12 protein-coding genes are annotated in these 20,309 nt (G+C 71.3%); 8 read left to right on the top strand and 4 right to left on the bottom strand.

The annotated features are described in order from the left end of the window. Nucleotides 1–2: 2 nt before the first annotated feature. A complete protein-coding gene (locus OG446_RS32955; protein ID WP_328897453.1) occupies nt 3–1,175 on the bottom strand; it encodes a GDSL-type esterase/lipase family protein in 1,173 nt (390 codons plus the stop codon). Between the two features lie 87 nt (nt 1,176–1,262). Further along, nucleotides 1,263–1,832: a TetR/AcrR family transcriptional regulator gene (locus tag OG446_RS32950; RefSeq protein WP_328897452.1), complete on the bottom strand. Its 570-nt coding sequence runs from the start codon at nt 1,830–1,832 to the stop codon at nt 1,263–1,265. Nucleotides 1,833–2,037: 205 nt separating this feature from the next. On the opposite strand from OG446_RS32950, the gene OG446_RS32945 reads away from it, so the two are divergent. Continuing rightward, nucleotides 2,038–3,405 (top strand): cytochrome P450, encoded by a 1,368-nt coding sequence (locus tag OG446_RS32945; protein ID WP_328897451.1) that lies wholly within the window; start codon nt 2,038–2,040, stop codon nt 3,403–3,405. A gap of 172 nt (nt 3,406–3,577) precedes the next feature. Then, nucleotides 3,578–4,114 carry a DUF4232 domain-containing protein gene (locus tag OG446_RS32940; protein ID WP_328897450.1) on the top strand — a complete coding sequence of 179 codons (537 nt, stop codon included), beginning with the start codon at nt 3,578–3,580 and terminating at the stop codon, nt 4,112–4,114. A gap of 63 nt (nt 4,115–4,177) precedes the next feature. Here the strand turns inward: OG446_RS32940 and yicI are convergent, their stop codons facing one another. After that, entirely contained in the window at nt 4,178–6,466 is a 2,289-nt protein-coding gene (gene yicI, locus OG446_RS32935; RefSeq protein WP_328897449.1) for an alpha-xylosidase, read from the bottom strand. 58 nt (nt 6,467–6,524) lie between these two features. Then, nucleotides 6,525–9,398 carry a glycoside hydrolase family 3 C-terminal domain-containing protein gene (locus OG446_RS32930; RefSeq protein WP_328897448.1) on the bottom strand — a complete coding sequence of 958 codons (2,874 nt, stop codon included), beginning with the start codon at nt 9,396–9,398 and terminating at the stop codon, nt 6,525–6,527. 458 nt (nt 9,399–9,856) lie between these two features. On the opposite strand from OG446_RS32930, the gene OG446_RS32925 reads away from it, so the two are divergent. The 6 genes from OG446_RS32925 (at nt 9,857) to OG446_RS32900 (ending at nt 20,279) form a co-directional block, all read left to right on the top strand. Further along, nucleotides 9,857–11,530 carry an extracellular solute-binding protein gene (locus tag OG446_RS32925; RefSeq protein ID WP_328897447.1) on the top strand — a complete coding sequence of 558 codons (1,674 nt, stop codon included), beginning with the start codon at nt 9,857–9,859 and terminating at the stop codon, nt 11,528–11,530. A gap of 100 nt (nt 11,531–11,630) precedes the next feature. Further along, entirely contained in the window at nt 11,631–12,761 is a 1,131-nt protein-coding gene (locus OG446_RS32920; protein WP_328897446.1) for an ABC transporter permease, read from the top strand. Beyond that, nucleotides 12,758–13,729 carry a carbohydrate ABC transporter permease gene (locus OG446_RS32915; protein WP_328897445.1) on the top strand — a complete coding sequence of 324 codons (972 nt, stop codon included), beginning with the start codon at nt 12,758–12,760 and terminating at the stop codon, nt 13,727–13,729. Before OG446_RS32920 ends, OG446_RS32915 begins: the two co-directional genes overlap by 4 nt. A gap of 58 nt (nt 13,730–13,787) precedes the next feature. Continuing rightward, nucleotides 13,788–16,031 carry a WD40/YVTN/BNR-like repeat-containing protein gene (locus tag OG446_RS32910; protein ID WP_328897444.1) on the top strand — a complete coding sequence of 748 codons (2,244 nt, stop codon included), beginning with the start codon at nt 13,788–13,790 and terminating at the stop codon, nt 16,029–16,031. Between the two features lie 22 nt (nt 16,032–16,053). After that, on the top strand, nt 16,054–18,030 hold the full coding sequence (locus tag OG446_RS32905; protein ID WP_328897443.1) for a beta-galactosidase: 1,977 nt from the start codon (nt 16,054–16,056) through the stop codon (nt 18,028–18,030). Next, on the top strand, nt 18,027–20,279 hold the full coding sequence (locus OG446_RS32900) for a glycosyl hydrolase family 95 catalytic domain-containing protein (RefSeq protein ID WP_328897442.1): 2,253 nt from the start codon (nt 18,027–18,029) through the stop codon (nt 20,277–20,279). The genes OG446_RS32905 and OG446_RS32900 overlap by 4 nt, the downstream gene beginning before the upstream one ends. The last annotated feature ends 30 nt before the right edge of the window (nt 20,280–20,309 follow it).

Raw genomic sequence — 20,309 nt, 5'->3', positions numbered from 1 at the left:
GCTCAGCCGGCCGGCTGCGAGGCGGCGAACGGGCCGTCGCCGTCGAAGACCATCCCGGCGAAACGGTCGCCGATACGGCGATGGGTGGCCGCGTCCGGGTGGAGCTGGTCCGGCAGCGGCAGTTCGTCGAGGTCCTGCTCGCCGTAGAGGCTGCGGCCGTCGAGGTGGTGGAGGTTCGGGTCGTCGGCCGAGCGCTGCGTCACGAGGCGGCTCAGTTCGTCCCGGATGACGTTGAGCGTCAGCTTCCCGGCGGCACGTTCCGCCGGATCGCCCATCGCCGTGAACCGGAGCCTGCCCTCGGCGAGGTTGCTGAAGTCGGGGGCGCTGGGGCCGGGCGTGTCCTCGTGGATGGGACACAGGAGGGGCGAGACGACCAGGAGCGGCGTGTCCGGGTGCCCGTCCCTGATGGTGTCGAGGAATCCGTGCACCGCCGGGGCGAAGGCGCGCAGCCGCATCAGGTCGGCGTTGACGATGTTGATGCCGATCTTGACGCTGATCAGGTCCGCGGGGGTGTCGCGCATCGTACGGGCCGTGAACGGGTCGAGCAGGGCGCTGCCGCCCAGGCCCAGGTTGATGAGGTCCACCCCGCCGAGCAGGGCGGCGCGTGCGGGCCACGTGGACGTCGGGCTCGCGGCGTCGGAGCCGTGGCTGATCGAACTGCCGTGGTGCAGCCACACCTTGCGGCCGCTGTCCGGTGCGGGCTCGACGGCGGCGTCGGTGCGCAGGGCGACGAGCTCGGTGGTCTCGTTGTACGGCAGCCAGATCTCGATGTCCTTGGCGCCCTCGGCCAGCCCGGCGAACCGGACGGTGCCGACCGGGCCCGTCCGGGTCTCGACGGATCCGGTCATCATGTCCACCACGAGGACGTTCCCGCCGGTGGCGCCGGCCCGGCCGGCGGGGCGGCCGTCGACGAGCAGGTCGTACACGCCGTCCGGCCGGGGCGGCGCGCCCACGTAGGCCGTCCTGGTGCGCAGGGCGTCGAGCTCGATGGTGGTGGCGCGGGTGCGGAACACCAGCCTTACGCCGGAGGGCTGGGCCTCCGCCATGGCCAGCTGGCCGTCGGCGCACTGCGCGCGGGCCCATGCGGGCAGCCGGTGCGGGCGCAGCCCGTGGGCGGTGTGCTCGATGTCGAGCGCGCCGCGCAGGAGGGCGGCGGTGATGGGGGTGGTGTGCATGTCTCTCCGCCTGTTGTTCGGAACGTCCGGGGGGTGGGAGTCGGCGTCAGCGGGCCGGCGCTCGCCGCGGGCCCGCAGGGTTCGTGGTCAGGGCGCGGGCCATTTGCGCAGCAGGGCGTCCAGGGCGTCCACGATCCGTGACCAGGACTCCTGCGAATCGGGCGCGCTGTGGCTGAAGCCGCCCTGGGCCTCCAGGCTGACGTAGCCGTGGAAGACGCTGCCCAGCAGCCGGACAGCGTGTGTCTGGTCCGGTTCGGTCAGGGCGTAGCCGCGCAGGATCGCCCGCGTCATCTGCGCGTGCCGGCCCCCGGCACTGGCGGCGGCCGCCTCCGGGTCGAGCCGGTACTGCGCTGCGGCGTACCGGCCCGGATGCTCGCGGGCGTAGTCGCGGTACACGTCCGCGAAGGCGCCCAGGGCGTCCTTGCCGGCCCGGCCGGCCAAGGCGGCCGCCCCCCGGTCGGCGAGCTCCTCCAGGGCGAGCAGGGCGATCCTGGTCCTGAGGTCGTGGGAGTTCTTCAGGTGCGAGTACAGGCTGGCGACCTTGACGTCGAACCGCCGGGCGAGGGCCGAGACGGTCACCTGGTCGAAACCGACCTCGTCGGCCAGCTCCGCCCCCGCACGGGTCAGACGTTCCGGGGTCAGTCCCGCACGCACCATGAGCCACTCCTCTGTTCCGACTACACCCATCATGCATCTACCTAAAACCTTTAGGCAAATAGGTACTCGACATAGGCGCGGCTGATCACGGCGTCGAACCGGCCGCACACCTGTGCCCCGCCCCGACTACTCTCGACAACTCACGTACTCCACAAGGCCGGTGACGCCCGACCGCCCGGCCGGACCCTCAGAGCGGAGACTCTTCATGTCCACGGAGACCGGCCCGGCCGTCGATGCCGGACCGCGCGGCCACAGGATCGTGCCGGGCCCGAAGGGCCTGCCCTTCCTCGGGAACATGCCGCAGTTCGGAAAGAACCCCCTCGCGTTCTTCGAGCGGCTGCGCAGTCACGGAGACCTGGTCCAGTGGCGCTTCGGCCCCAACTCCTGCGTGTTCATAGCCGATCCGGAATGCATAGGCGAACTGCTCACCGAGACGGAGCGCACCTTCGACCAGCCGGCGCTCGGCATCGCCTTCCGTACCGTGATGGGCAACGGCGTCGTGGTGGCACGCGGCACCGAGTGGCGGCGCAAGCGGTCACTCGTGCAGCCGTCCGTACGGCCGAAGCAGGTCAGGTCGTACGCGTCGACCATGGCGGGCAGCACCGTGGAGCTCGCGGACAGCTGGTCGGGCGGCGAACGCATCGACATCAAGCGGGAGATGGCGGCACTGACGCAGAAGATCGCCGTCCGCACGATCTTCGGAGTCGACACCCCCGCCGACGCCGAGGCCATGGGCCGGGCGATGGACGTGGCGCAGGCGGAGATCGGCAAGGAGTTCGCGGGCATCGGCGCACTGCTCCCGGACTGGGTGCCGACTCCCGGCCGGGCCAGGATCAAGAAGGCCGCCGCGGTCATCGACGCCGAGGTGGGCCGGGTCGTCGCCCGGCACCGCGACGGCGGCGACGAGCGTCCGGACCTGCTCAGCCGGCTGCTCACCGCCGTCGACGAGACGGGTGCGAAGCTCGACGACCGGGAGATCCGCGACGAGACGGTCACGCTGTACATCGGCGGCCACGAGACGACGAGTTCGACGCTGGTGTGGGCCTGGTACCTCCTGTCCCGCAACCCCGGGGCGCGGGCCGCCCTGGCCGAGGAGCTGGACCGGGTGCTCGGTGACCGCGAGCCCGGATTCGACGACTACGCGCAGCTCACGTACACCCAGGCGGTGGTCAAGGAGACGCTGCGGCTGTACCCGACGATCTGGCTGGTCACCGGGGTCGCGAAGGAGGGGGCCCGGATCGGCGGCCTGCCGATTCCGGAGGGGACCAGGGTGTGGAGCAGCCAGTGGGCCACCCAGCGGGACGAGCGGTGGTTCCCCGAGCCGGAGGAGTTCCGTCCGGAGCGGTGGGACGCGGAGACGGGCGACGAGATCGCGGAGTACGCCTGGTTCCCGTTCGGCGGCGGCCCGAGGGTCTGTCTGGGCACCCGGTTCGCGATGGTCGAGGCGGTGCTGATCCTGGCGGTGCTCGCGCGGCGCTTCGAGCTGGACGTCGACCCGGGCACGGTCAACCCGGTGCCGACACTGACGCTGCAGCCGGATCGCGAGGTGATGGCCACGGTCCGGGCGCGGTAGCGGATCCGCGGGAGCGGGGCAGGACGACGCGCATCACGGCAGATGCTGAACCGATATATCCGATCTATCGCCATGAACCGGGCATACCGTTCAGAATGTCCCTGTCGGCCGTACCGGCCACCGGGGCCCTGTGGCCACGACCGCAGGCTGTCGATCCAAGGGGAGAAACATCATGCGTCCGAGTTCCGCTCTCACCGCCGCGCTCACCGCGGCGGCCGCCCTGGCCCTGACGGCCACCGGGGCGTCGGCCACAGCCGGCGCGGCCACCCCCGGGGCGTCGGCCCGCCCGGCCCACTGCCAGGAGAAGGCCCTCAGGATCTCCGCCTCCCCCGGCGACCGGCACCACGTGGCGCGGATCGCCGTCACCAACCGGGGCGGCCGCACCTGCGTCGTGGACCGCATCCCGACGGTCACGTTCCGGGGCCTCGACGGCTCGGCCCAGCCCGTCCCGCCCGCGACCAGCGGGTCGTACGTGCTCTCGCCGGGTGAGCGCGGCTACGCGGCCGTGCGCACGGCGGAGCGCGGCACCCGCCAGGGGCATGTCGTCCGCAGCCTGTCCGTTGCGGCGGACCCCGCGCACTACGGGGTCACCTTCGGTGCGGCCACCGTGGGCATGGACCGCGGGATCCGGGTGTGGGAGCCGGTGACCACGCTGTGGCACACCTCGCGCGGCGCGGCGGACCGGGCCCTGGCCGCGGCGACGCGCTGAGCCGCGGCGCACCGGTGCGGGGCGGGGCAACAGCCGTGCGACGCTGCCCCGCCCCGCCGACGCCTACGGCGTCACCGTCACCGTGCCCGTTCCCTCCGCCGTGGTCCCCGTCGTCTCCGCGACCACGCGGTAGGGACGGTCCGTGCCCTCGGCGGTGACGGTCAGGGTCTCCCCGTCCCGCACCACCCGGAAGGCGGCGGCGGTCGCGCCCGCCAGGTCCGGCACGGTGACGGACGTGCCGTCGTCGCCTCCGGGCTCCGTGGACGCCCCGCCGAAGACCCGCAGGGTGAGCCCGTCGAGCCAGTCGCTGTCGGGGCGCTGGTCGTCGGCCCCCCACGGGAGCACCGCGCCGGGGCGCACCAGGATCGGCAGGCTGTCGAAGCCGTGGGTCTCATGGCGCCAGACCGGTCCGGTGACGGTCTCGCCGGTCAGCAGCACGGTCCAGGTGCCCTCGGGGACGTAGTACTCGACCTGCCCGTCCTCGGTGAAGACCGGCGCGACCAGCAGGTCCGGTCCGAGCATGTACTGGCGGTCCAGCATCCGTGTCGTCGGGTCCCCGGGGAACTCCAGCAGCATGGGGCGCATCATCGGGATGCCGGTGCGGTGGGCGGTGACTGCCGCCCCGTACAGGTACGGCATCAGCCGGTGCTTGAGCAGGGTGAACTTCCGGGCGACGTCCACCGCCTCCTCGCCGAACGCCCACGGCACCCGGTAGGACACGTTGCCGTGCAGCCGGCTGTGCGAGGACATCAGGCCGAAGGCGAGCCAGCGCTTGAAGACCGCCGGGTCGGGGGTGCCCTCGAAGCCGCCGATGTCGTGGCTCCAGAAACCGAAGCCGGACAGCGAGAGCGAGAGACCGCCGCGCAGCGACTCGGCCATCGCCGTGAACGAGGCGAAGCAGTCGCCGCCCCAGTGCACGGGGAACTGCTGACCGCCCGCGGTGGCGGAGCGTGCGAAGAGGACCGCTTCGCCGTGGCCGCGTTCCTTCTCCAGGAGTTCGAAGACCGTGCGGTTGTAGATCTGCGCGTAGTAGTTGTGCATGCGCTCCGGATCGGAGCCGTCGTGCCAGACGACATCCGTGGGAATGCGCTCGCCGAAGTCCGTCTTGAAGCAGTCCACCCCCTGGTCGAGCAGCAGACGGAGTTTGCCGTTGTACCACTCGCGCGCGGCGGGGTTGGTGAAGTCGACCAGGGCCATGCCGGGCTGCCACAGGTCCCACTGCCAGATGTCGCCGCCGGGACGGCGCACCAGATAGCCGAGTTCGGCGCCCTCCGCGAAGAGCGAGGACTTCTGCGCGATGTACGGGTTGATCCACATGCTGATCCGCAGCCCGCGTTCCTTGAGCCGGGCCAGCATGCCCTCCGGGTCGGGGAAGACGTCCGGGTCCCAGAGGAAGTCGGACCACTGGTACTCGCGCATCCAGAAGCAGTCGAAGTGGAAGACGGAGAGCGGGATGTCGCGCTCGGCCATGCCGTCGACGAACGAGGTGACGGTCTCCTCGTCGTACGAGGTGCAGAAGGACGTGGTGAGCCAGAGGCCGAAGGACCAGGCCGGCGGCAGGGCCGGGCGGCCGGTGAGCGCGGTGTAGCGGGCCAGGACCTCCCTGGGTGTCGGTCCGGCGACGATGTAGTACTCCAGCGACTGGTCCTCGACGCTGAACTGCACCTGGCCGACGGACTCCGAGCCGACCTCGAACGAGACCTTGCCGGGGTGGTTGACGAAGACGCCGTAGCCGCGCGAGGAGAGGTAGAACGGGATGTTCTTGTAGGCCAGTTCGCTGCTGGTGCCGCCGTCCGCCTGCCAGATGTCGACGGTCTGGCCGTTCTTGACGTACGGCGTGAACCGTTCACCGAGACCGTAGACGTTCTCGCCGACGTCCAGGGCGAGTTGGGCGACCATGTGATGGGCGCCGTCCGGGGTGGTGGCGAAGGCGGTGCCCTTGGTGTCGACGCCGGTGAGGCGCCGGCCGTCGGCGTCGAGGAAGGTCAGGCCCCAGGGCCCGTCACCGTCCGTGCGCAGGGTCAGCGGCCCGCTGGTCAGTTCGGTGACCGACCCGTCGCGGCGGGTGCGGGCGCCGGCGGCTGCCGGGTCGAGGCCGGGAAGGGCGAAGTCGGGTCCGCGCTGCACCCGTCCGGCGTGGTGGGTGGTGCGCACCCCGATGATGCCCTCGGCCGGGGAGAAGCAGTCGACCGTGATGAGGGGGCTGTTGAGCGTGTCGCCGCGCTCGGCGACACGCTTGACCGACGCGTAGGCGGTGAACCGGTCGGCGCCGACGCGCAGATCGCGGATCTCGGTCGCGTAGGAGGCGCGTACGCCCTCACGCATGAGCCAGAAGCCGTCGGTGAACTTCATGCGGACTCCTTGCCGGGGGCAACTGGAGGGACGGGGGCAGGGGTACGGACGGGGCCGCTCATGCGTCGTCGCCGGTGAAGGCGATCCGGGCCAGGCGCACCGAGCCGCGCAGGGTGACCCGCAGATCGGCGGTGCCGGAGGCGTTCAGGGAGGCCCGCACGGTGCGGTAGCCGTACGGTCCGTCGGTGGCGGCGACCGGGACGGTGACCGTGGTGTCCGCGACGGAGATCAGTACGGCCCCCTCCCCTGCCGCGCAGACCTCGACGCCACTTGCTCCGGATGCGAAGTCGCAGCGGCGGTAGAGGAGTTCATTGCCCCCGGTGACGGCGGTGACCGCGTCACCGTCCACCTTCGTCCGGTCGACGATCTCGGTGCCCAGCTGCTCGTCGTAGTCGGCCGCCTCCAGACCGCGGGTCAGAACGGGGCGCGGTCCGGACGGTTCCCCGTCGAGGGTGACGACCGCCACGAGGCGGATGTCCGCGCTGGAGGCCCCCGCCTGAATCTCGTACGCGCCCGGGTCGACGGTCCAGCGGCCGTGCGCGACGTCCCAGTGGCCGAGCTCGGTGACGGGGACGAGGAAGTCGACGCGCTCGGCGGCGCCCGGTGCCAGGTGCAGTCGGTGGTGCCCGGCCAGCTGGCGCAGCGGCCGGACGACGGACGGCGCCACCGCGCGCACGTACAGCTGGGCGACCTCGTCCGCGGCGACGGGCCCGGTGTTGGTGACGGTCAGCGAGACCCGCACCAGCTCGCCGTCGCGTTCGGCGTTCAGGGCGCTGTAGGTGAACTCGCTGTACGAGAGGCCGTGGCCGAACGGGTAGAGCGGGGCGCCCTCGTAGTAGAGGTAGGTCTGGCGGGAGCCGATGATGTCGTAGTCCAGCAGCCCGGGCAGCTCCGCGTCCGAGGTGTACCAGGTCTGCGGCAGCCGGCCCGCCGGTGAGACGTCGCCGGCGAGGACGCGGGCGAGCGCGGTTCCGGCGGCCTGTCCGCCGTGCGCGGTCCACAGCAGTGCGGGGAGCGTGGCCGCCGCGTCGGTGAGGGCGTACGGGTAGGCGGAGGTGACCGCGAGCACGGTGCGCGGGTTGGCGGCGTGGGCGGCGCGCCACAGGCGCTCCTGCTGGGCGGGGAGGTCGAGGGTGGTGCGGTCCTCGGTCTCGCGGCCGTTGATGTGGGCGTCGTTCCCGGCCACGACGATCACGACGTCGGCGGCCGCCGCCGCACGGGCGACGGCGTCCTCCCCGCGCTCGGCCACCTCGATCTCGAAGACCGCTCCGAGGGCGTCGGCGGTGCCGGAGTCTTCTTCGCCCTGAGCGGCAACCTTTACACCGTCGGCGGCAACAGAGACATACCTACCCGTTCCCACGTGCAGAAGGCGGTGACCACCGGCATGACCCTCCACCGCTTCCCAGCGGAAGGTCTCCTGGACGATCCAGCCGCCCGGCTCGTCCGCGGAAGCGCGTACGAAGCCGTCCTCGGCGACCGACAGATAGCGGCCGGCCGGATCCCGCAGGGTGATCACGCCGTTGCCCCAGTCCACGAGGGCCAGATCCGACGGGGTGTCGCCGCAGGTCAGCGGCGGCAGGTCGGTGCGGCCTGCGAGCAGTGCAGGGTCGAGGGCACCTTCCGCGCCGCGCACCGGCTCCCGGCTCTCGTCCGCCGCCGGAATCTGCAGCCAGCCGTCCGCGCACTTGAGCCGGACCAGGTCGACGCCTTCCGCGTGGACGACGTGCTCCGCGCCGAAGCGTTCCCGCAGTCCGTCGAGCGGGGTGGAGCGGTGGATGAGGGAGCCGCTGTACCAGTCGAGTTTGCAGGCGTCCGCGAGGAGGCCGACGACGGCGACGGTCCTGCCGGCGGCAGGGTCGAGCGGCAGCAGCCCGTCGTTCTTCAGCAGCACGACGGCCTGCTCGGCGGCTTCCAGGGCGAGTGCCCGGTGACCCTCGGTGTCGAAGGCGTCGGTGTTCGCGTACGGGTCGAGCTCGGGGTCGAACTCGCCGAGCGAGAAGCGGAGTTCGAGCAGCCTGCGGACGGCGGTGTCGATGTCGTGCTCGTCGAGGAGGCCCTGCTCCAGGGCGCCGCGGATGCGGCCGGTCATGACGGCGGAGTCCTGGCCGTGGTCCGTGAAGCTGTCGACACCGGCGCGCAGGGAGGCGGCCGTCGCCTCCTCGTGGGTGTCGAAGTAGTGCTCGGAGTCGACGAGGTTGGACGGCGCCCCGGCGTCGGAGCAGACCACGAGGGACCGGTCGGTCCAGGACCGCAGCTGCCGGGACAGGTGCGGCGAGACGTGGTTGGGACGCCCGTTGACCAGGTTGTACGCCGGCATGACCCCGGCCACCGCGCCCGCCTGCACGGCGTCGCGGAAGGCCCTGAGGTCGTACTCGTGCAGGACCCGCGGGCGGACCGAGGAGGACGTGGTGTCGCGGTCGGTCTCGTTGTTGTGGGCGAGCCAGTGCTTGAGGACGGGGGCGGTCCGCCAGTAGAGCGGGTGGTCGCCGCGCAGTCCCCGGGTGTACGCGACCGCGATGGCGGAGGTCAGCCCGGCGTCCTCGGAGTACCCCTCCTCGCCGCGTCCCCACAGCGGGTTGCGCAGCAGATTGACGGTCGGGGCCCAGACGTTGAGGCCGACGCGGTCGTCCTGGGCGCGCTTGGCGCGGACCTCGTCGCCGACGGCCTCGCCGACCCGGCGGACCAGTTCACCGTTCCAGGTGGCGCCGAGTCCCACGGCCTGCGGGAACACCGTCGCCGGGCCCATCCAGGCCACGCCGTGCAGGGCTTCCTGGCCGGTCCGGAAGGAGCCGATCCCGAGGCGGTCGACCGCCGGCGCGAACTGGTGCAGCATCGCGATCCGCTCGTCGAGCGTGAGCTGCTGAAGCAGATCGTCGACGCGCTTGGCGAAGGGGAGCTGCGGGTCGCGGAAGGGCTGCGGTTGTTCCGTCACGTGCGGGTCCCCTTGGAGAGGTGGGAGGTATTCCGGTGTCTGCGCCTCGTTCGAGCACACGAGGAGCCTCGGAAGATCTTTCGAAGCGCTTCGATGCTCAACGGACGACCCCTCAAGTGTCAAGGCCCCGCACGTGACCTCCGTACGCGACAGCGTCGCATTGCGCCAGGAAACGGTTCGGAAACAGGTCGGAGGAATCTGGAAACGGACTCTTGTGCGCCCGGGGCCCTTCACTTAACCTCGCTGCAACATCGAAGCGCTTCGACAGAGCTTCGATGGGGCGCCCGGCGCCCGTGATCTCCCCCGGGACTGCGACACGTTCTGCCGCTTCCCTGTTGAACCGCTTCACCTGCGGCCGGTCACGCCGGTCCAGTCAGCAACGCTCCACCTCAGACACAGGAACCGAACGGCGGTCGCCCGCCACGTGTCGTCCTGGTGCGCCTCGAAGGGTTGACGCAATGACGCCGAATTCCACCCCCTCCTCCACGGCTCCGAGCCGGAGAAGCTTCCTCGCCACGGGCGCGGTCGCCGCTGTCGCCGTGGCCGGCGGGGTACCGCTGCTCGCCGCGTGCGGTGGCTCCGGTTCCGGTTCCGGGAGCAAGGAGGGCACGACGACGGGCAAGGCCCTCAAGAAGGTCGTGCCGTCCTACGCCCCGCTGAACCTGGTCCAGCCCGATGTCGCGAGCGTCAACGGTTCGAGCCCCGGCTTCACCAAGCTGCCCGACCCGCTGGTCGTCTCGGTCAAGTCGGTCCCGGGCAAGGGCTCGTCGTTCCGCGTCATGACGCCCCTGTGGGGCACCGTCCCGAAGAAGAACAACCCGTACTACGCGGCGGTCAACAAGGCGGTCGGCGCCACGCTCAACTTCGACCCGCAGGACGGCAACACGTACCAGGACAAGATCGGCGCGGTCCTCGCCGGTTCGGACATCCCGGACGTCATGACCATCCCCGGCTGGAACATGCAGGGGCAGATCCGCAACGCGATCACCGCCAAGTTCGCGGACCTGTCCCCCTTCCTGGCGGGCGAGGCCGGCAAGAAGTACCCGAACCTGGCGAACATCCCGACGGGCGCCTGGCAGTACTCCGTCTTCGGCGGCAAGCTGCGCGGCCTGCCCATGCCGACGTCGATCATCGGCAACGCGCTCTTCTACCGCAAGGACCTGATCGGCTCCGGAGCCGTACCGGCCAGCGCCGACGACCTGCTGGCCTTCGGCAAGGAGCACACCGCCCCCAAGCAGAAGGTCTGGGCGTTCGACGACCTCTGGACCTGCATCCAGATGATCTTCGGTGTGCTCCCCGACGCGCCGCACTACTGGCAGCTGGAGAACGGCAAGCTGGTCCACAAGATCGAGACGAAGGAGTACCGCGAGGCGCTGGCCTTCGCCCGCAAGCTCCACGACGGCGGGTACGTCCACCCGGACGCCGAGGCCGGCAAGGACGCCGACGCCAAGATCCGCTTCACCAGCGGTCACACCGTGATGTACAACGACGGCACCGGTGGCTGGAAGGGCATGGTCACCGAGCAGGCGGCCGCGAACCCGAAGTTCGACATGCAGGCGCTCGACTTCTTCAGCGCCGACGGCGGCAAGCCGACCCTGTGGCAGTCCGACCCGGCCAGCATCTTCACCTTCCTCAGCAAGAAGCTCCCCAAGGAGAAGATCGAGGAGTTCCTCGCGATCGCCGACTACGCCGCCGCGCCGTACGGCACCGAGGAGTTCATGCTCACCAACTACGGCGTCAAGGGCACCCACTACACGATCAAGGACGGAACCCCGACCTACACCCCGCAGGGTGTCCAGGAAGCACAGCCCTCCACCTTCCTGTTCCTCGCCTCACCTCCCCACGTCATCGCCTATCCGGACCAGCCGCAGCTGGCCAAGGACTACGCCGGCTGGATGGCGCGCCAGGCCCCGAACACCAAGAAGCCCCTGTTCTTCGGCATGCAGGTCGTCGAACCGCAGCGGTACGCCTCCCTGTACACACCGTTCGACGACCTCCAGAAGGACATCCGCCGCGGCCGCAAGAAGGTCAGCGACATCGACGAGGCCGTGAACACCTGGAAGAAGAGCGGCGGCGACAAGCTGCGCGCCTGGTACCAGGAGATTCTCGACAAGAACGGCTCCGGCGTCTGACGCGTACGACACACACCGACCGTACGCAGCACGGCACAAGGGCCGCCGGGCGCACCAAGTCCGGCGGCCGGGGCGGAGAGCACGACATGGGGAGCACACGGTGAAGCCACGGGCCACGGTCACGACCGACCCGGACCGCACCGCCGACGGGGCCGGCGCCCCGGCCGGCGGCGATGACGGCGGGGACGGAAGCGGCACACGGACGGACAGGTCCCGCGCGATCGGCACACGCGGATCCCGTACGGCGAAAAAGGCGAAAAGGGCGAAGAAGGGGTCGGCGAAGAGCCGGCCAACGGACACCGGACCGCAGCTGGGCGGCATCACCCGGCGTCAGCGGCTGTACCGCGACCGCACCCTGGTGCTCATGACGGTCCCGGCCATCGCGCTGTTGCTGATCTTCAACTACATCCCGTTGCTCGGGAACATCGTGGCCTTCCAGGACTACGACGTGTACGACCTGGGCATCACCGGCAGCCCCTTCGTCGGCTTCGACAACTTCACCCGGATCTTCGAGGACTACCGCTTCTGGGAAGTCCTCATCAACACCCTGGTCATCTTCGTCACCCAGCTCGTCCTCTTCTTCCCCATCCCGATCGCCATCGCGCTGCTCCTCAACACGATCATGAGCGCGCGGATCCGGGCCTGGGTCCAGGCAGTCGTCTATCTGCCCCACTTCTTCTCGTGGGTGCTCGTCGTCACCGTGTTCCAGCAGATGTTCGGCGGGGCGGGACTCGTCGCCCAGTGGCTGCGCGACCACGGTCACGAGGGCTTCGACCTGATGACCAACCCGGGCTTCTTCAAGTTCCTGGTCTCCGCCCAGGCCGTGTGGAAGGACGCCGGCTGGGGTGTGATCGTCTTCCTCGCCGCGCTCGCCGCCGTCAACACCGACCTGTACGAGGCCGCCGCCGTCGACGGCGCGGGCCGCTGGCGCCGGATGTGGCACGTCACGCTGCCCGCCCTGCGTCCCGTCATCGCGCTCCTGCTCGTCCTGCGGGTGGGCAGCGCGCTCAACCTCGACTTCGAACAGATCCTGCTCCAGCGCGATCAGGTCGGCTCCGGGGCTTCGGAAATCCTGGACACCTACATCTGGTGGACAGGCATCAAAACCGGCGACTTCGGCTATGCGGCCGCCGCCGGCGTCTTCAAGGGACTGTTCAGCGTCGCCATGGTGCTGGGTGCCAACAAGGTCGCCCACATGCTGGGCGAGCAGGGGGTGTACTCCAAGAAATGACAACTCTCCTGGAACGTGAGAAGGGCCCGGCAGAGCCCGCGCCGCGCGCGGAGACTCCGCTCCAGCGCGCCCTGCGGATGGAACCCCGCCCGGTGTGGGAGGAGGAGCCGACCAAGGCGGGTCTGGCCTTCAAGGGGGTCGGACTCGTCGCGATCTGCGCGATCGTGATCGTCCCGATCTGGGTCGTGCTCGTCACCAGCCTCTCCGACACCAAGGCGATCAACGACGCGGGCGGCCTGGTCGTCTGGCCGAAGAGCATCACCTTCGTCGCGTACAAGGAGCTCCTCAGCGGTGGCGCGGTGACACGCGCGGCAGCCGTGAGCGTCGGCCTCACGGTCGTCGGCACCGTGGTGAGCATGGTGGTCTCGATCCTCTGCGCGTACGGGCTGAGCCGCCGCGACTCGTACGCCCACCGTCCGCTGCTGATGACCCTGATGGCGACGATGTTCTTCGGCGCCGGCCTCATCCCCACGTACCTGCTGGTCACGGGCATCGGGCTGAGCGACAGCTACTGGTCGATGATCCTGCCCAGTGCGATCAGCGTCTTCAACGTGCTGGTCCTGCGCGGCTTCTTCATGGACACCGCACCCGAACTCATCGACGCGGCCCGCATCGACGGCGCCGGTGAGTGGCGCATCCTGCTCCAGATCATCATGCCGCTGTCGCGCGCCGTGATCGCCGTGATCTCGCTGTTCTACGCGGTCGGCTACTGGAGCCAGTGGTTCAACGCGATGCTGTACATCCAGGACAGCGACAAGTACCCGCTGCAGATGATCCTGCGTCAGCTGGTCCTCCAGCACCAGGTGCCCCCGGGGGCCATGGGCGCGGCGGTCAGCAACGGGTCGATCAACAGCCTCGCCGTACAGATGGCGGTCATGATCCTCGCGCTGATCCCGGTCGCGATCCTGTCGCCGTTCGTCCAGAAGCACTTCCAGAAGGGCATGCTCACCGGCGCCGTGAAGGGCTGATTACCGCACCGCCTCCGCTCGTTCGTCCCCTCCCCCTTGTCCGGAAGGTGTTCTCGCCATGCGCGCTTCCTCCGCGCCCACGCCCAGTCGCAGAACCGTGCTCGCGGGAGCCGCCGTCGCCGCGGCAGCCGTGGCCCTGCCGACCGCGGGCCCTGCCGCGGCCGAGTCGAAGCACCACTCGGACGGCCGCACCGAACCCCACCGCTGGCGGACCGCCGCCATCGGAGGAACGGGATTCGTCACCGGGGTCCTGTTCCACCCGGCGGTCAAGGGCCTCGCCTACGCCCGCACCGACATCGGCGGCGCCTACCGCTGGGACGGGCACAAGGCCCGCTGGACGCCGCTCACGGACCACCTCGGCTGGGACGACTGGAACCTGCTCGGCATCGAGGCCCTGGCCGTCGACCCGGCGCACCCGGACCGGCTCTACCTGGCCTGCGGTACGTACGCCCAGTCCTGGGCGAGCCCCGGCGCGGTGCTCCGCTCGGACGACCGGGGCGCGACCTGGCAGCGGGCCGACCTGACGGTGCGTCTGGGGGCCAACGAGGACGGGCGCGGCGCCGGCGAGCGGCTGCTCGTGGACCCGCGGAACAGCGACACCCTGTGGCTCGGCACCCGTCACGACGGGCTGCTGCGCTCCACGGACCGGGGCGCCACCTGGGCGCCCGTCGACTTCCCCGCCACGGCGACGGCGAGCGGCCAGGGCGTGATGTTCCTCGCCGCCGCCGGCCGGGTGGTCTATGCGGGCTGGGGCGACGGCGGCAGCGCGCTCTACCGTACGGACGGTTCCGGCGGCTGGGAGGCCGTGCCCGGGCAGCCGTCGGGGAGCGCGGCGACGAAGGTGCCGGTGCGGGCCGCGTACGACGCGCGCGGCCGTGCCCTGTACGTCACCTACGCCGACGCCCCGGGCCCCAACGGGCAGTCCGCTGGCTCGGTGCACCGGCTCGACACGGTGACGGACACCTGGAGCGAGGTGACCCCGGTGCGGCCCGACGCCGCGGCCGGTGACGGCTTCGGCTACGGCGGTGTCGCGGTCGACGCGCGCCACGCCGGGACGCTCGTCGTCACGACCAACAACCGCTGGTCGCGGATCGACACGGTGTTCCGCTCCACCGACGCCGGCGCCACCTGGACATCGCTGAAGGACACCGCGGTCCTCGATGTCGCGGAGACCCCGTACCTGCGGTGGGGCGGGGAGCCCAAGTTCGGCTGGTGGATCCAGGCCGTGGCGGTCGACCCGTTCGACTCCCGGCACATCGTGTACGGGACCGGCGCGACGCTCTTCGGTACCCGCGACCTCGTCCACTGGGCCCCGGAGATCCGGGGTCTGGAGGAGTCGTCCGTACGGTTCCTGCTCGCCCCTCCCGGCAAGGGCGCCCGGCTCCTCAGCGGCCTCGGCGACATCGGCGTCATGTACCACGACTCGCTCACCGCCTCCCCGTCGCGCGGCATGGCGTCGAACCCCGTCTTCGGCACGGCCACCGGCCTCGCGCTGGCCGCGCTGAAGCCCTCGTACGTCGTCCGGACGGGCTGGCCGTCGGGGTCGGACTCCGCCGGCGCGTCCTCGGACGACGGCGGCAGGACCTGGCAGCCGTTCGCCGCCCAGCCGGAGATGGCCGCATCCGCTCCCGGACCGGTCGCGGTGTCCGCCGACGGGTCGGTGCTGCTCTGGTCGTTCGTCCACTGGGACGGCACCACGTACCCGGCCCACCGCTCCACCGACGGCGGGGAGAGCTGGGCGGAGGTCGCCACGTTCCCCAAGGGCGGCGCCCCGGTCGCCGATCCGCTGGACCCGCGGCGCTTCTACGTCTACGACACCGGCACCGGAGCGGTCTTCCGCTCCGCCGACGGCGGCGCGACGTTCACCCGCGGCGCGACCGGACTCCCGTCCGGTGACGTGCAGTTCAAGGTGGTGGCGGCGCCCGGCCGCAGTGGCGACCTCTGGCTCTCCGCGAAGGACAACGGACTGTTCCGCTCGACGGACGGCGGGCTGACGTTCACCGCGGTGGCCGGCTGCCAGGCCTCGCACGCCCTGGGCTTCGGCAGGGCCGCGCCGGTCAGGGACCGCAAGCGCCCGGGCGCCGGCTACCCGGCGGTCTTCCAGACGGGCCGCGTCGCCGCGACGCACGACGGCGTGGCGGTGCTGCGCTCCGACGACGCGGGCGCCACCTGGGTCCGGATCAACGACGACTCCCACCAGTGGGGCTGGACCGGCGAAGTGATCACCGGCGACCCCCGCGTCCACGGCCGTGTCTACCTGGGCACCAACGGCCGCGGCATCCAGTACGCAGAACCCGCATAAGCAAGAAGGAACGAGAGACGCCATGCCGTCCCTGCGCGACGCAGCCCGTGGCCGCATCCTCTTCGGAGGCGACTACAACCCCGAGCAGTGGCCCGAGGAGGTGTGGGAGGACGACGCCCGGCTCATGAAGGAGGCCGGGGTCAACTCCGTCACCCTCGGCGTCTTCTCCTGGGCGAAGATCGAACCACGCCCAGGAGCCAGGGAGTTCGGCTGGCTGGACCGGCTGATGGACCTGATGCACGCCCACGGCATCGGCGTCGTGCTCGCCACCCCGACCGCGTCCCCACCGCCCTGGATGGGGGCGCGGCACCCGGAGACCCTGCCGCGCACGGAGGACGGCTCGGTCGTCTGGTACGGCTCGCGCCAGCAGTTCTGCGCCAGCTCCCCCGTCTACCGGCGCTATGCCGCGGCCCTGACCGAGGACCTCGCCGCGCGGTACGCGGACCATCCCGCGCTCACCGTGTGGCACATCAACAACGAGTACTGCACCCACTGCTGGTGCGACGAGACGGCGGCCCACTTCCGCCGCTGGCTGCGCAGCCGGTACGACACCGTCGACACGCTCAACGAGGCGTGGGGCACCGCCTTCTGGAGCCAGCGCTACGACTCCTGGACGGAGATCCTGCCGCCGCGCAAGGCGCAGTACATGAAGAACCCGGCGCAGGTACTGGACTTCAAGCGGTTCACCTCCGACGCGCTGATGGAGTGCTACGTCGCCGAGCGTGACATCGTCGCCCGGCACACCCCGCGCGTGCCGGTGACGACGAACTTCATGCCGATGTGGTCGGGCCAGGACGCCTGGGCCTGGTCGGCGCAGGAGGACATCGTCTCCGTCGACATCTACCCGGACCCCCGGGACCCGCAGGGCGGCCAGTACAACGCGATGCTCGCCGACATGACGCGTTCGCAGGCCGCCGGCCCGTGGATGCTGATGGAGCAGGCTGCGGGCCCGGTCAACTGGCGGGGCGTCAACCACCCCAAGCCCGAGGGTCTGAACCGGCTCTGGTCGCTGCAGGCCGTGGCGCGCGGCGCCGACGCCGTGTGCTACTTCCAGTGGCGGCAGTCCCGGCAGGGCTCGGAGAAGTTCCACTCCGGAATGCTCACCCACGCCGGTGAACAGGGCCGCACGTTCCGCGAGATCAAGCGGCTGGGCAGGGAACTCGCCACGCTCGGACCGGCCGTCGGGGGCAGTGACGTGCCGGCCGACGTGGCCGTCCTGCACGACTGGGACGCGTGGTGGGCGGGCGCGCAGGAGGGCAGGCCGTCCTCGCTGCTGGACTACACCGAGGTCGTGCAGCGCTGGCACCGCGCGCTGTGGGAGAACGGTGTCGTCACGGACTTCGCCCGCCCCGACGCCGATCTGAGCCGGTTCAAGGCGGTCGCCGTACCTCATCTGTATCTGCTCACGGACGAGGCGATCGAGAATCTGGTGGCGTACGCGCAGGAGGGCGGGACCCTGGTCTGCGGCTTCTTCAGCGGGATCGCGGATGTGGACGACCGCATCCGGCCGGGCGGCATGGACGAGCGGCTGCGCGAGCTGTTCGGAATCCGCACGCTCCACGAGTGGTGGCCGCTGGACGCGGGCTCGGTCGTGGCGTGCGACGGCTTCGACGGCACCCTGTGGTCGGAGGAGCTGGAGACCACGGAGGGCACCCAGGTGGTCGTCTCCTACCGCGACGGCGAGCTGGCCGGCCTGCCCGCGGTGCTGCGCAGGGGCCGGGCCCACTACTTGTCGACGCTGCCGGAACCGGCGGCGCTCCGCGCGCTGCTCGGTGACGCGGTGCGGGAGGCCGGCGTGACACCGGTCCTGGCCGGACTGCCCGACGGTGTGGAGGCGGTCCGCCGGGGCGACCTGCTCTTCCTGCTGCACCACGGCCGGGACACCGTCACGGTGACGCTGCCGGGCTCGTACGAGGACCTGCTGACCGGCCGCACGGCCGAGGACCGGGTGGAGCTGGGCCGCCACGGGGTCGCCGTGCTGCGGAGCGCCGCCCCATGACCGCCCGCACCCTCGTCGACGGCACGTGGGAACCGCGGCCCGCCACCCGCTGGGAGGACGCCTTCCTCGGCGGCAACGGCCGGCACGGGGCGATGGTGTACGGGGACCCCGCCGACGACCGGGTCATCGTCAACCACCACACCCTGGTCCGGCCCAACGGCTCCGAGCAGCTGCGTCCACCGGAGCTCGCGGACCGGCTGCACCGGTTGCAGAGCGCGCTGCTCACCGGGGACACCACGGCCGCCGAGCGGTTCGGGGTGGGCCGGCCGCTGGTCTGGGTGCAGCCCTTCCATCCTGCGTTCCAGACGCGGATCCGCCCCACTCCGGACGCGTCGCCCGCTTCCGACGGCACGGAACCTCCCCCGGGGTACCGCCGCACGGTCGACTTCGCCACCGGTGAGATCACGGCCGTGTGCGAGGGCAGGCGCAGCCAGGTCTTCGTCTCCCGCGCCGACGACGTGATCGTCCAGTACGTCACCGGCCCCGGGCTCGCGGTGGACCTGACCCTGGACCACGCGCTGCCCGGCGCCCCGCCGAACCTGGCCATCGGCCGCAGCACCGTGCTGACGCCCGCCGGCGGCCGGCTCACCCTGCGCGTGGGCTACCCGGACAGCGAAGCCGCCTACACCGGGATCACCGTGGTCCGGGCGGACGGCGGCAAGGTGTCCGTCTTCGGCGAGGGCATCCGGATCGAGGGGGCTCGCAGCCTGCTGCTGCTCACCCGGGTGCGGCGCCACACGGGCAGCCCGGACCTCAGGGCCGAGTGCGCCGCCCTGCCGCACGACGACTACCCGGCCCTGCTCGACCGGCACCGCGCCCTGCACCGCCCCGCCTTCGAGCGGGCTTCCCTGACCCTGGACGCCGATCCGGCGGAACGCGCACTGCCCGGCAGCGAGTTGACCGGCAAGCCGGGCAGCCCCGCCCTGCTGGAGCGGCTGTTCGCGGCGGGGCGCTACCACCTGTACTCGTCGTCCGGCATCCTGCCGCCCCGGCTGACCGGCCTGTGGACGGGCACCTGGGACACCGCCTGGTCCGGGGCCTTCACCACCAACGCCAACCTCAACCTCCAGATCGCGTCGGCGGCGGCCGGTGCACTGCCCGAGGTGTCCGAGGCCCATGCCGGCCTGGTCCACGGCCAGTTGGCCGACTGGCGGGAGAACGCCCGGGCGATCTTCGGGGCGCGGGGCATCGTCGCCCCGTCCCACACCGACGGCGAGTCCGGACTCACCCGCCACTACCAGCGCGCCTACCCGTTGCATCTGTGGACGGCCGGTGCGGACTGGCTCCTGGAACCGCTGATCGAGCACGCCGAGACGAGCGGGGCGACGGACCCCCGGCTGGTCGACGCGCTCCACGAAGTCGCACTGTTCTACGAGGACTTCCTGACCCGCACCGCACCCGACGGCACCGTGGCCGTCGTGCCCTCGTACTCACCGGAGAACCGTCCGGCCAACGCGAGCTGGGGCACGGTGAACGCGACGATGGACCTCGCGGCGGCCCGCCACGCCCTCACCGCGTCGGCCGACCGCTCCCCCACCGCACCGGCCTCCGCCCGGCGGCGGGCGCTCGCGGACCGGCTTCCCGCGTACCGGGTCAACGAGGACGGCGCGCTCGCCGAGTGGGCGTGGCCGGGGCTGGAGGAGACGTACGACCACCGCCACCTCAGCCACCTCTATCCGGTGTGGCCGCTGGACGCGATCAATCCGTACGACACCCCCGCTCTCGCGGCCGCCGCACACCGCGCACTGGAGCTGCGCGGATCGGAGAACGACTCCGCGCACGGGCACCTGCACCATGCGCTGATCGCCGCGCGGCTGCGGGACGGGGTGCGGGTCTCGGCGGCGCTGAAGGCCGTACTGGCGGGTGACTTCTTCCACGACTCGCTGATGAGCGCCCACTATCCGTCCCGCAACGTGTACAACGCGGACGCCGCGCACGCGCTGCCCGCAGCGGTCATCGAGTCGCTCGTCCAGTCGACGCCCCGCCGGCTGGTCCTGCTGCCCGCACCGCTGACCGGCTGCCCGAACGGTGAACTGCGCGGTGTGCGCACCAGGTTCGGCGCGGGCCTGGATCTGCGCTGGTCCGCCGACGGCACCGCGACCGCGGTGCTCCGTCCCACCCGTGACGCCCGGATCGACGTCCGTACGGGCCACGGCAGCACCGTCACCGATTCCTCCGCCGGCACCCCTTCGGCTCCGCTGGAACTGAAGGCCGGCGTGGACCGCGTCCTCGAACTGGGGCCGCGGTAGCACTCCCCCACCCAGTCCCCCCACCATGGA

Origin of the sequence: Streptomyces sp. NBC_00236 (genome assembly GCF_036195045.1) — a bacterium.
Lineage (GTDB): Bacteria > Actinomycetota > Actinomycetes > Streptomycetales > Streptomycetaceae > Streptomyces.
This window is presented reverse-complemented; position numbering and strand designations above follow the sequence as displayed.